The organism is Companilactobacillus heilongjiangensis (assembly GCF_000831645.3).
Taxonomy (GTDB): domain Bacteria; phylum Bacillota; class Bacilli; order Lactobacillales; family Lactobacillaceae; genus Companilactobacillus; species Companilactobacillus heilongjiangensis.
The window spans coordinates 1,683,119-1,696,398 of the sequence record NZ_CP012559.1 but is presented as its reverse complement, the minus strand read 5'-3'; the positions used below and the strand labels follow the sequence as shown (position 1 = coordinate 1,696,398).

Sequence of the window (13,280 nt, the reverse complement as noted above, 5' to 3'; positions counted from 1 at the left end):
GACAACGGCGTCAACGGATTCAAGCTTAATTGCTTATCTTAATCGCCTTTAATTATTTTAAAAAAGTTCTTGACTTGGTCTTGTAACTTCGATATGATAACTAAGTTGTCTGTTGGATAACTCCTAACAATTTATCATTTGTTTGATAGATTGTTAGGAAAATTATTTTAAAAAGTTCTTGACATTCATTTGTCAGCTTGATAAAATAATTAAGTCGCTGATGAGCGTAAGCGCTTAATCAGCTGGTAGACCTTTGAAAACTGAACAAAGTTTTAACACTAAAATTGTGTAGGCCAACATTTATTTGTTGGATTTACAACGAAGTCAATTCGCTAGTATTTAATATTTTTATTGAGTCACAAACTTTTAATATGAGAGTTTGATCCTGGCTCAGGACGAACGCTGGCGGCATGCCTAATACATGCAAGTCGAACGAACTTTCCCGATGATTGAAGCTTGCTTCATGAATCGGATCTAAGTGAGTGGCGGACGGGTGAGTAACACGTGGGTAACCTGCCCAAAAGTGGGGGATAACATTTGGAAACAAGTGCTAATACCGCATAACAACTACTTTCACATGATCGTAGTTTAAAAGATGGCTCTGCTATCGCTTTTGGATGGACCCGCGGCGTATTAGCTAGTTGGTGAGGTAAAGGCTCACCAAGGCAATGATACGTAGCCGACCTGAGAGGGTAATCGGCCACATTGGGACTGAGACACGGCCCAAACTCCTACGGGAGGCAGCAGTAGGGAATCTTCCACAATGGGCGAAAGCCTGATGGAGCAATGCCGCGTGAGTGAAGAAGGTTTTCGGATCGTAAAACTCTGTTGTTGAAGAAGAACATGCGTGAGAGTAACTGTTCACGTACTGACGGTATTCAACCAGAAAGCCACGGCTAACTACGTGCCAGCAGCCGCGGTAATACGTAGGTGGCAAGCGTTGTCCGGATTTATTGGGCGTAAAGAGAATGTAGGCGGTTTATTAAGTTTGAAGTGAAAGCCCTCGGCTCAACCGAGGAAGTGCTTCGAAAACTGGTAAACTTGAGTGCAGAAGAGGAAAGTGGAACTCCATGTGTAGCGGTGGAATGCGTAGATATATGGAAGAACACCAGTGGCGAAGGCGGCTTTCTGGTCTGTAACTGACGCTGAGATTCGAAAGCATGGGTAGCAAACAGGATTAGATACCCTGGTAGTCCATGCCGTAAACGATGAGTGCTAAGTGTTGGAGGGTTTCCGCCCTTCAGTGCTGCAGCTAACGCATTAAGCACTCCGCCTGGGGAGTACGATCGCAAGATTGAAACTCAAAGGAATTGACGGGGGCCCGCACAAGCGGTGGAGCATGTGGTTTAATTCGAAGCAACGCGAAGAACCTTACCAGGTCTTGACATACCATGAAAAGCTAAGAGATTAGTCTTTCCCTTCGGGGACATGGATACAGGTGGTGCATGGTTGTCGTCAGCTCGTGTCGTGAGATGTTGGGTTAAGTCCCGCAACGAGCGCAACCCTTATTATCAGTTGCCAGCATTCAGTTGGGCACTCTGGTGAGACTGCCGGTGACAAACCGGAGGAAGGTGGGGACGACGTCAAATCATCATGCCCCTTATGACCTGGGCTACACACGTGCTACAATGGTCGGTACAACGTGCTGCGAACTCGCGAGGGCAAGCAAATCACTTAAAACCGATCTCAGTTCGGATTGTAGGCTGCAACTCGCCTACATGAAGCTGGAATCGCTAGTAATCGCGGATCAGCATGCCGCGGTGAATACGTTCCCGGGCCTTGTACACACCGCCCGTCACACCATGAGAGTTTGTAACACCCAAAGCCGGTGGGGTAACCCTTCGGGGAGCTAGCCGTCTAAGGTGGGACAAATGATTAGGGTGAAGTCGTAACAAGGTAGCCGTAGGAGAACCTGCGGCTGGATCACCTCCTTTCTAAGGATATGATGCGTAAGCATCAACGGAAATACACAATTGTTAAAACTTTGTTTAGTTTTGAGAGGCCTACCGGGCGTTTTTCGGGCCTATAGCTCAGCTGGTTTAGAGCGCACGCCTGATAAGCGTGAGGTCGATGGTTCAAGTCCATTTAGGCCCATTCTCATATTAATAAGTACCATATGGGGGCTTAGCTCAGCTGGGAGAGCACCTGCTTTGCAAGCAGGAGGTCATCGGTTCGATCCCGTTAGCCTCCATTGGCAGAAATGCCAATGTTCGTACCTTGAAAACTGGATATTAAGAAATAATGAATTAAAGAAACACCGAAAACTGCGCGATAAAAATGATTAATTTCATATTTTGTCAAGATTAAGTTATAAAGGGCGCACGGTGGATGCCTAGACACTAGGAGCCGATGAAGGACGTAACTAACGACGATACGCCTCGGGGAGCTGTAAGTAAGCTTTGATCCGGGGATTTCCGAATGGGGGAACCCAAATATCGTAATGGATATTTACTTGTTTGTGAATACATAGCAATCAAGAGGAACACGCAATGAACTGAAACATCTAAGTAGTTGCAGGAAGAGAAAGAAAATTCGATTCCCTGAGTAGCGGCGAGCGAAACGGGAATAGCCCAAACTAAAGAGCTTGCTCTTTAGGGTTGTAGGACTGATGTTGTGAGAACAAAAGGTAATGATAGTTGAACAAGTTGGAAAGCTTGGCCAAAGAGAGTGAAAGCCTCGTAAACGAAATCTGACCCACTCCATTCAGTATCCTGAGTACGGCGGAACACGAGAAACTCCGTCGGAATCTGGGAGGACCATCTCCCAAGGCTAAATACTCCCTAGTGATCGATAGTGAACCAGTACCGTGAGGGAAAGGTGAAAAGTACCCCGGAAGGGGAGTGAAATAGATCCTGAAACCGTGTGCCTACAAGTAGTCAGAGCCCGTTAATGGGTGATGGCGTGCCTTTTGTAGAATGAACCGGCGAGTTACGTTAACATGCAAGGTTAAGATGAAAAGTCGGAGCCGTAGCGAAAGCGAGTCTGAATAGGGCGACTAAGTATGTTGATGTAGACCCGAAACCAAGTGACCTACCCATGACCAGGTTGAAGATGCGGTAAAACGCATTGGAGGACCGAACCCGTGTATGTTGAAAAATGCTGGGATGAGTTGTGGGTAGCGGTGAAATTCCAAACGAACTTGGAGATAGCTGGTTCTCTCCGAAATAGCTTTAGGGTTAGCCTCGGGGATTAGGATTATGGAGGTAGAGCACTGTTTGGACTAGGGGCCCGTCTTGGGTTACTGAATTCAGATAAACTCCGAATACCATCAATCTATACCCGGGAGTCAGACGATGAGTGATAAGATCCACCGTCGAAAGGGAAACAGCCCAGATCACCAGTTAAGGTCCCAAAATTCATGCTAAGTGGAAAAGGATGTGGAAACGCATAGACAACTAGGATGTTGGCTCAGAAGCAGCCATTCATTCAAAGAGTGCGTAATAGCTCACTAGTCGAGTGATTCTGCGCCGAAAATGTACCGGGGCTAAGCATGATACCGAAACTGTGGATGTGTCGTAAGACACGTGGTAGGAGAGCGTTGTAAGAGCATTGAAGCTGTACCGTGAGGAGCAGTGGAGTTCTTAGAAGTGAGAATGCCGGTATGAGTAACGAAAGACCAGTGAGAATCTGGTCGGCCGAAAGACTAAGGTTTCCTGGGGAAGGCTCGTCCTCCCAGGGTTAGTCGGGGCCTAAGATGAGACCGAGAGGTGTAATCGATGGATAACGGGTTGATATTCCCGTACTAGTTTATTTTGTTTGAACGATGGAAGGACGCAGGAGGATGATGTGTGCGCGCTGATGGATATGCGCGTCCAAATAGCAAGTCTTGGTAAGAGTCAAATGCTTTTACCTTTAAGGACAAGTTATGATGGGGAGTGAAATTTTAGTAGCGAAGCACAGTAACTCACACTGCCGAGAAAAGTTCCTAGTTAGAAATAAACTACCCGTACCGCAAACCGACACAGGTAGTCGAGGAGAGTATCCTAAGGTCAGCGAGTGAACTCTCGTTAAGGAACTCGGCAAAATGACCCCGTAACTTCGGGAGAAGGGGTGCTGGTGTAACAGCCAGCCGCAGTGAATAGGCCCAAACAACTGTTTATCAAAAACACAGGTCTATGCTAAATCGTAAGATGACGTATATGGGCTGACGCCTGCCCGGTGCTGGAAGGTTAAGAGGATCAGTTAGCTTTTGCGAAGCTGAGAATTGAAGCCCCAGTAAACGGCGGCCGTAACTATAACGGTCCTAAGGTAGCGAAATTCCTTGTCGGGTAAGTTCCGACCCGCACGAAAGGCGTAATGATTTGGGCACTGTCTCAACGAGAGACTCGGTGAAATTATAATACCCGTGAAGATGCGGGTTACCCGCGACAGGACGGAAAGACCCCATGGAGCTTTACTGTAGCTTGATATTGAGTTTTTGTGTGACATGTACAGGATAGGTAGGAGCCGTTGATTTCGGAACGCTAGTTTCGAAGGAGGCATTGGTGGGATACTACCCTTGTTATATGAAAACTCTAACCCACGCCGCTCAGCGCGGTGGGGGACAGTGTCTGGTGGGCAGTTTGACTGGGGCGGTCGCCTCCTAAAATGTAACGGAGGCGCTCAAAGGTTCGCTCAGAATGGTTGGAAATCATTCGCAGAGTGTAAACGTATAAGCGAGCTTGACTGCGAGACTGACAAGTCGAGCAGGGACGAAAGTCGGAGTTAGTGATCCGGTGGTACCATATGGAAGGGCCATCGCTCAACGGATAAAAGCTACCCTGGGGATAACAGGCTTATCTCCCCCAAGAGTTCACATCGACGGGGAGGTTTGGCACCTCGATGTCGGCTCATCGCATCCTGGGGCTGTAGTCGGTCCCAAGGGTTGGGCTGTTCGCCCATTAAAGCGGTACGCGAGCTGGGTTCAGAACGTCGTGAGACAGTTCGGTCCCTATCCGTCGCGGGCGTAGGAAATTTGAGAGGAGCTGTCCTTAGTACGAGAGGACCGGGATGGACATACCTCTGGTGTACCAGTTGTGCCGCCAGGCGCATCGCTGGGTAGCTACGTATGGAAGGGATAAACGCTGAAAGCATCTAAGTGTGAAGCCCCCCTCGAGATGAGATTTCCCATTCCTTTATGGAAGTAAGATCCGTTAGAGATTATGACGTAGATAGGCTGCGGGTGGAAGTGTAGCGATACATGGAGCTGAGCAGTACTAATAGATCGAGGACTTAATCGAGTAAGAGTTTACAGCAGTTCGAAGTGATTCAAAATTTAATTCATTGTTCTTAATATCTAGTTTTCAGGGTACGAGCGAAAATAGTGTGGTGGCGATAGTGAGAAGGATACACCTGTTCCCATGCCGAACACAGAAGTTAAGCTTCTCCGCGCCGAAAGTAGTTGGTGGGAAACTACCCGCGAGGATAGGGAGCTGCCACGCTGTTATTATTCCGGTTTAGCTCAGTTGGTAGAGCACCTGACTGTTAATCAGGTTGTCGTCAGTTCGAGTCTGACAACCGGAGTTTTTTTTTATCTTGGAGAGTTGTCCGAGTGGTTGAAGGAGCATGATTGGAAATCATGTATACGAGTATTGACTTGTATCAGGGGTTCGAACCCCCTACTCTCCGTAAACTCTAATTCAAAAGGGTAATATAACACTTAAAAAAGGATTCATATCATTCGATATGAATCCTTTTTTGTTACGATTAATCGTTTTTATGATCTTGTGATTGTGACCATGGAGATGTGTGCAACATCCAATTGATACCATATTTATCAGTAAAGCCACCCATTTTGCCACCCCAGAATTGTTCCTCGAAGGGCATAGTGATTTCAACTTGACCAGATTCTTCGAGGTGTTTGTAGAAATTGTCAGCAGCTTTAACGCTTTCGGGATCTTCGTTATTTATATCTAACATTAATGATATTTGTCCACTAGGTTCAGCATTGCCACTAAATGCATCAGAACATTCAATTTTCATACCAAGAACAGTAAAACCGGCATGCATAGTTAAATCTTCTAAGTTTAAATCTTCAGGAAGACCAAACTGCTTAGCTTGTTCAAGTTGAGGACTGATACGATAAACTTCAGTCGCTCCAAAGACATCTTGATAGTACTCAATAGCTTCCTTAGCGCTATTAAATGCAATGTAAGGGTAAATTTGTGATTGCATCGGAATCATCTCCAGATTTGATTTTATGACCAAATTGTACCAGTTATAGTGTTAGATATATATAATTTTACTCAGAAACTATGAATTAAATTTGATCTAAAAATTGTTGTTAAAAAATAAAAAAAGTCGTATACAAATTTACAATATGTATGCTATAATTATTTTTGTTGAGTTATTGATATGCGCCTATAGCGCAATTGGATAGAGTGTCTGACTACGAATCAGAAGGTTGTAGGTTCGACTCCTACTAGGCGCACTAATTTGAAAGACTTATGAGTTTATCTCATAGGTCTTTTTTTTATGCAAAAAAATAGACATCATCTAAATGATGTCCATTGTGAAATTATTGCGAAATACTTTCAACGAATGCTTGGTAATCTTTCTCTTCACCAGTTTCTGCAACGTCAATGTCGTTGAGATTGTTGCTATGAAGGTTGAATTCACTAACTTCAAGTGTATGAGTGAATGTAGCATTACCAATTAGTCTTAATTGACTGTTTTCTTTGACTGGATTTAAAGTGATTTTAGTTTTAACCATGCCGCCAGGATTGTAAACACTGATTTCTTTATCAGGGTCGAATTTATCTGGGTGCAACATTGCAAAGGCGAGACTGGTAGCTGACATACCAGTACCGCAAGCATTGGTAAAGCCAACGCCACGTTCGTATGTTTGAACAAAGATTTTATTAGTGTCGAGAATCTGACTGAAACTGACATTAACACCTTCAGGGAAGTATTCGTTCTTGCCATTAAGTTTCTGACCTAGGTCACCTAATTCTAATTGACTGACTTCAGGCACAAAGCTGATTAAATGAGGATTGGGCACCGCTATAGCGGTAAAACTCTGGTCTGGTAAAAATTCAGGAACCATCATATCGATCATTTCATCATTTTGCTTATATGAGAAGGGTAAATCGGCTTTTTGGAAAGAGATTGGTGAGATTTCAACACTGAATGCTGGAACGCCGTTATAAAGATCTGGAGCCTTTTCAACATCTAGGTCTGACTCCATAGTTTCAATTTTAAAATTATCTAGCTGATATTTTTCGGATAGGTAACGACTGACTGTTCTCAAGCCATTGCCACACATCTTAGCTTCACTACCATCGGCATTGATAACACGCATCTTGCCAAGACAGTTTTCACTTGTATCGATAACTAATAATCCATCGGCACCACCAAGAATATTGTCACAGAAGTTAATTGCGACAGATTTTAATTCATCATCATTCAAAGTTGTTTCGAGTAGCGTTTGATCTAAGATAAAAAACTTATTTTCTGAACCATGTACTTTGAGTAATTTTACCAAATTGTTCACCTCATTATTAATCGAAGAATGTCTTATAAATTTGTTTAACTGCATCGTCAGCATCTGACTCCTGAATCCCAATCATGATGGAAATGCGTGATGCACCTTGGTTGATCATGTGAATAGCAATATTATTGTTAGTCAATGAATCGATAATTTGACCGAGTGTATTGACGTTATGGGCGATACCTTCACCAACCACCATAATAATTGCATAATCGTCGATCCATTCCAAGTAATCAGGCTGGAGGACTTCTTTAACGTCGTGGCAAAGGTGTTTGATAGTTGTCTTATCAAGCTTAGTGCGGTCAAAGATAACGGTCAGGTCATCAATTCCGGAAGGCATATGTTCATAAGAAATATTATATTTATAAAAGATTTTTAATAGCTTGAGGGTAAAGCCAACTTCCTTATTCAACAAGTAGCGATGAATGTATAAGGCTGAAAAGCGTTTTGAACAAGCAATTCCCGTAATTTGATTAGAAGGGTTGAAAAGAAATTGTTCTGGTACGATTAGGGTTCCTTCAGCACTAGGATTGTTAGTATTTTTAACGTTAACAGGGACTTGACCCTTGATAGCGGGAATAATTGCTTCATCTTGAAAGACTGAGAAACCGGCGTAAGAAAGTTCACGCATTTCACGATATGACATTTTCTTGATTGCCTGTGGGTGCTTGACTACATGGTTGTTAGCAACATAAATTGCATCGACATCGGTAAAGTTTTCATATAGGTCGGCATGTAATCCGCGACTCAATAGTGCACCGGTGATATCAGATCCACCACGAGAAAAGGTATAAATATTACCATCTTGGCTGTAACCGAAGAATCCTGGGAAAACGGCTTTTGTATCATCAGGTAATTCAAGTTTGTCCAAATTAAGATAAGTTTCTGGTGAAATATCCGCGTCATTTGGTTGACCGTGGACGATAATACCGGCATCTTTGGGATCAACAAAGATTGATTTGATACCTTTAGCATTCAGGACTTCATTTAGAAGAATGGCATTGAGAAATTCTCCATGAGCTTTAAAAGCTGCCATCAGATATTCATCATCAACGAACTTAGTAGTAGCAAGATTAACTAATTTTTCTTTTAGAAGTTTGATAACTGAATCATCGAGTTTAAAATAGTCGCTTATTTCGCGGTATCTTGAGATAATCTCTTTGACAATATTAGTATGATCCACATTTTCGATAACTGCGGTAGCGTACTCAATTAATAAATCAGTAACTTTGGTATCACCAGCAAAACGTTTTCCAGGAGCGGAAGTAACGATAACTTTCCTTTCAAAATCATCATTTACGATATTGATGACCTTCTCAAACTGTTCTCCGGTGGCGAGGGAACTACCCCCAAACTTGACGACCTTCATACAATACACCTCTAAAATTAAATTGTTTTTAATGATGAGTGTATCATTTTTCGTTGTTATGACAAGAAAAAATTACTTTTTATTTATAAAAATGAGAAATTTACTAATATTACTTGACGAATTATGAGCACTGTTATAATCTTATACCAACAAAAGAGGTCGCAATTAACATTAGTAAATGAGGGAGCTTCTGTAAAAGCCGTGAACTTATTGAAAGGGAAGATTGCCGAAGCACTAAATTTTACAGAATTTAGCAAGCTGGGGCGTATTAATAAGAGAATACGAACTGTCGTGGCTATTGGTAGGTCACGTTGAGCTTATGACAAAATTGATGCAGATTATTGATGGGTCTCTTTGTTATTAAGCAAAGAGGCTTTTTTATTTGGTAAAAGGAGAAAATATTATGATTACAAATGATTTAACGAGCAAGAATGGACATTTAATGATAGGCGGAGTTGACAGCGTCGATTTAGCCAAGAAATATGGCACCCCACTATATGTATTCGATGTTTCCCAGATCCGTAGCCAAATAAGAAAATTCAAGTCAGCTTTTGAAGGCGCTGGTTTGAAATATCAAGTCAGTTATGCCAGTAAGGCATTTGCAGTCAAAGCAATCTATCAAGTTATGAAACAAGAAGATGTTCATATTGATGTCGTTTCTGGTGGCGAGTTGCATACCGCATTGGCAGCCGGTTTTCCCAGTGAGAAGATCAGTTTCCATGGTAACAACAAGTCCTTTGACGAATTAGTCATGGCTGTTCAAAATCATGTCGGTGTAATTATGTTAGATAATTTTCACGAAATTGAAATGTTATCACGTATTTTAAAAACAGACGACGAAAAAATTAATGTTATGTTGCGATTGACTCCCGGAATTTCAGCCCACACTCACAAGTACGACCAAACTGGTCAAACTGATAGTAAATTCGGATTCGATGTTGAGTCTGGACAAGCTAAAGAAGCCATGAAACAAGTCTTAGATGATTCTAATATGAATCTTTTAGGAATTCATGCCCATATAGGTTCACAAATTTTTGGAACACAAGGTTTCGTTATGTTAGCCCAAAAGATGATTGCCATTTCCAAAGATTTTCAAAAGGAATTCAACTATTGGCCAGAAGTAATCAATCTTGGTGGTGGCTTTGGTATTAGTTATAACGAAGATGATGATCCAATTACTGCTAACGAATTTATCAAACAGATTGCCGATGAGCTGAAGCAGAATTGCGACAATGTTCCTGAAATTTGGATCGAACCTGGTCGTTCAATTGTTGGACCTTCCGGTTATACACTTTATGAAATCGGTTCTCGCAAGGATATTCCTGATTTAACACCTTATGTTTCGGTTGATGGTGGTATGGGTGACAATATTCGTCCAGCGTTATATCAAGCAAAATATGAAGCAGTCGTTGCTAATAAGATGGACGAACCAATCGTCGAAACAGCCCACATTGCTGGTAAGTATTGCGAATCAGGCGATATCATGATTGATCAGCAACCACTTCCAGAGACCGTACCCGGAGATATCTTGGCAGTACTTGATACCGGAGCTTATGGTTACTCGATGGCAATGAATTATAACCGCAATCCTAGACCGGCAGTTGTCTTTGTGGAAGATGGTCAGGACAAATTGGTTGTTAAACGTGAAACTTATCAAGATTTAACTAGTTTAGACTTGGATTACTAATTGGAGGAAATTTTAATGACAAAAATGGATGCACAAGAAATTATCAATTATATAGGAAACTCAAAGAAATCTACGCCCGTAAAAGTTTATTTACAAGGGGATGTTTCCCACATTGAATTTCCTTCCGAAATCAAAGTTTTTAAGAGTAACGACTTGGCAATTATCATCGGGGACTTTAAAGTGATCGAACCAATCTTGAAAGCTAATTCATTAACTGATTATTATGCTGAAGCAGATGGTCAAAATACTGGTGTACCAATGCTAGATACCAAGCATATCAACGCTCGGATCGAACCAGGTGCCATTATCCGTGACCGTGTTGAAATTGGTGATAACGCCGTTATAATGATGGGCGCTGTAATCAACATTGGTGCTGAAATCGGTGCTAAGACAATGATTGATATGGGTGCCGTACTTGGTGGTCGTGCTATCGTTGGTGAAAATTCACATATCGGTGCTAATGCCGTTTTGGCCGGAGTAGTTGAACCTGCTTCTGCCCAACCAGTTCGTATTGGAAATAACGTCATCGTGGGTGCCAACGCCGTTGTCCTTGAAGGTGTTCAAGTTGGCGATGATGCTGTTGTCGGTGCCGGAGCTATTGTTACTAAAGATGTGGCTGCCGGAACTGTTGTTGCCGGTGTACCTGCTAAAATTCTTAAAGTTAAAGATCAGAAAACGACTGATAAAACTCAAATTGAGAGTACTTTAAGGAAGTTGTAATTATGACATTATCAAATGAACAGTTGATTCAGATCAGACGACATTTACATTCCATTCCGGAACTAGCAATGCACGAGATTAAGACACATGCTTATGTGTTGCAAGTGATTCAATCATTTTCTCAGACTAATTTGGAAATTAAAGAGCTACCAGAATTACCAACTGCTCTGTTGGTGTTAGTCAAGGGTTCGAACCCACAAAGAAATATCGGTTATCGTTGCGACATGGACGCTTTGCCCGTAACAGAAACACATGAATCAAGTTATAAATCAACTAATCCCGGCGTGATGCATGCTTGTGGACACGATATTCACACAACTGTGGCGTTAGGAATTTTGAATTATTTCAGTGAGAATCAACCCAAAGATAATCTAGTGTTCTTCTTTCAACCAGCTGAGGAAAGTGAAAGTGGCGGTAAAGTTGCCTATGATTTAGGGGCGTTTAGTGGTGATTTTCACATTGATGAATTCTATGGATTACATGACAATCCACTTTTGAAAACTGGTGTAATTGGTTGTCGAATGGGCACATTATTTGCTGGTACGACTGAGGTTAACATCACGATTCATGGTAAGAGTGGTCATGCGGCATACCCACATTTAGCTAATGATGCGATTGTAATTGCGGCTAACTTCATCAACCAAGTTCAGACAGTGATTTCTCGTAGTATTGATCCAATCAAGTGCGGTGTGATTACGTTTGGCAAGCTGGACGCTGGTGTGATTAGAAATGTCATTGCCGGTGAGGCTAGAATTGAAGGGACCATCCGTGGATTGACTCAAGATATGATTGAATTTATCCGTCAACGTATTTCAGAGATTGCTGAGGGATTGGAAAAATCATTCATTTGTCAGATTGATGTTGATTATAATCAGGGCGGTTATTATCCTGTTGAAAACAATCCTAAATTAACCAAAAGATTTATTAATTATATGAAAGAAAATAAAAATGTTGCTTTTGAAGAAACTGAACCAAAGATGACTGGTGAGGATTTTGGTTATTTAATCAATAAAATTCCCGGAACAATGTTTTGGCTAGGTGTTGAAAGTAAAGGTGCACTTCATTCAGCAGATTTCTTGCCGAATGAAGCAGCAATTCAAAAAGGTATTGAGGCGATGGTTGGTTTCTTAGGCTATCGGATGAATTTGGAGGAAGAGTAATGGATGACGAAATTGATTTAATGACAGCAATCATTACACCGTTTGATGATAATGATCAGATTGATTATGCGGCACTGGAGAAGTTGACTGAACACTTGTTAGCAACTGGTTCAAAAGGATTTGTAATCGGTGGGACAACTGGTGAAACACCAACTTTAACCGAAACTGAGAAGTTGGATCTGTATCAGAAATTCGTCAAAATCGTCAATGGACGAGCTCCAATTATTGCCGGTGCTGGTAGTAACAATACTGCTGGAACAATTGATTTTATTCACAAGTTGGCAAAAATCGATGGCATTGATATGGCGTTGGTCGTAGTGCCTTATTACAACAAGCCCAATCAACGAGGGATGATTGCTCACTTTGAAACCGTTGCTAAAAATTCTCCATTACCAATTATGATTTATAACATTCCTGGTCGGACAGGCGTTTTGATGGAAAAGGAAACTGTTGTCCAATTGTCGAAGAATCGCAATATTTACGGTGTTAAGCAGTGTAATACCATGGAAGACTTGGAATATATCGTTGAACATACTGACGATGATTTTGCCGTCTTTAGTGGTGAGGATGCTCAAGCCTTGTTTGCCAAAGTTATCGGTGCAAATGGCGTCATCTCAGTTGCTTCACACATCTATGGCGATGAAATGACTGAAATGTTCAAGTCATTGGATGAAGGCAATTATCAGATTGCTGGTAAGATTCAACGCCAATTAACACCAAAGATGGCCGCATTATTTATGTATCCATCGCCATCACCAGTTAAGGCAGCTTTGAATCGAGCTGGTTATCAAGTCGGCAGTTGTCGTTTGCCAATCCTGCCATTAAATAAAGCTGAGCAAGACACATTATTTAAAATCTTAGATGTTTAGGGAGTTT

General features: G+C 42.0%; 7 protein-coding genes, 5 tRNA genes, 3 rRNA genes and 1 riboswitch. Of the genes, 12 read left to right on the top strand and 3 right to left on the bottom strand.

From position 1 onward, the window contains the following. Positions 1-367: 367 nt before the first annotated feature. From JP39_RS07760 to JP39_RS07730, 7 genes are all read left to right on the top strand, one after another. Positions 368-1,934, top strand: a 16S ribosomal RNA gene (locus JP39_RS07760). An 85-nt stretch (positions 1,935-2,019) separates the two neighbouring features. After that, positions 2,020-2,094 (top strand) — tRNA-Ile (locus JP39_RS07755). Positions 2,095-2,118: 24 nt separating this feature from the next. After that, positions 2,119-2,191 (top strand) — tRNA-Ala (locus JP39_RS07750). A gap of 110 nt (positions 2,192-2,301) precedes the next feature. Beyond that, a 23S ribosomal RNA gene (locus tag JP39_RS07745) occupies positions 2,302-5,219 on the top strand. 84 nt (positions 5,220-5,303) lie between these two features. Further along, positions 5,304-5,420: ribosomal RNA gene (rrf, locus tag JP39_RS07740) — 5S ribosomal RNA — on the top strand. The 16S, 23S and 5S rRNA genes sit together here with 4 tRNA genes alongside, the layout of an rRNA operon. A 9-nt stretch (positions 5,421-5,429) precedes the next feature. After that, a tRNA-Asn gene (locus JP39_RS07735) sits at positions 5,430-5,502 on the top strand. Between the two features lie 14 nt (positions 5,503-5,516). Next, positions 5,517-5,607: transfer RNA gene (locus JP39_RS07730), tRNA-Ser, on the top strand. Between the two features lie 78 nt (positions 5,608-5,685). Here the strand turns inward: JP39_RS07730 and JP39_RS07725 are convergent. Continuing rightward, the gene (locus JP39_RS07725) at positions 5,686-6,153 is read right to left on the bottom strand and encodes a VOC family protein (protein WP_041501527.1); all 468 of its coding nucleotides are present in this window, start codon (positions 6,151-6,153) and stop codon (positions 5,686-5,688) included. Between the two features lie 182 nt (positions 6,154-6,335). Here JP39_RS07725 and JP39_RS07720 point away from each other — a divergent pair. After that, a tRNA-Arg gene (locus JP39_RS07720) sits at positions 6,336-6,409 on the top strand. Between the two features lie 87 nt (positions 6,410-6,496). Here JP39_RS07720 and dapF read toward each other — a convergent pair. Next, the gene (gene dapF, locus JP39_RS07715) at positions 6,497-7,462 is read right to left on the bottom strand and encodes a diaminopimelate epimerase (RefSeq protein WP_041501528.1); all 966 of its coding nucleotides are present in this window, start codon (positions 7,460-7,462) and stop codon (positions 6,497-6,499) included. Between the two features lie 16 nt (positions 7,463-7,478). Then, a complete protein-coding gene (locus JP39_RS07710; protein WP_041501529.1) occupies positions 7,479-8,837 on the bottom strand; it encodes an aspartate kinase in 1,359 nt (452 codons plus the stop codon). A gap of 145 nt (positions 8,838-8,982) precedes the next feature. Beyond that, a riboswitch (Lysine riboswitch) is annotated at positions 8,983-9,164 on the top strand. Between the two features lie 76 nt (positions 9,165-9,240). Between JP39_RS07710 and lysA the strand changes: the two genes are divergently transcribed. From lysA to dapA, 4 genes are read left to right on the top strand one after another with little or no spacing between them, the layout of a single operon-like run. Then, complete coding sequence (gene lysA, locus JP39_RS07700; RefSeq protein WP_041501531.1) at positions 9,241-10,524, top strand: diaminopimelate decarboxylase; 1,284 nt, start codon at positions 9,241-9,243, stop codon at positions 10,522-10,524. Positions 10,525-10,539: 15 nt separating this feature from the next. Next, positions 10,540-11,244, top strand: a complete 705-nt coding sequence (gene dapD / locus JP39_RS07695; RefSeq protein ID WP_041501532.1) for a 2,3,4,5-tetrahydropyridine-2,6-dicarboxylate N-acetyltransferase — start codon at positions 10,540-10,542, stop codon at positions 11,242-11,244. A gap of 2 nt (positions 11,245-11,246) precedes the next feature. Then, complete coding sequence (locus tag JP39_RS07690; protein WP_041501533.1) at positions 11,247-12,404, top strand: N-acetyldiaminopimelate deacetylase; 1,158 nt, start codon at positions 11,247-11,249, stop codon at positions 12,402-12,404. Then, entirely contained in the window at positions 12,404-13,273 is an 870-nt protein-coding gene (dapA, locus tag JP39_RS07685; protein ID WP_041501534.1) for a 4-hydroxy-tetrahydrodipicolinate synthase, read from the top strand. Before JP39_RS07690 ends, dapA begins: the two co-directional genes overlap by 1 nt. The last annotated feature ends 7 nt before the right edge of the window (positions 13,274-13,280 follow it).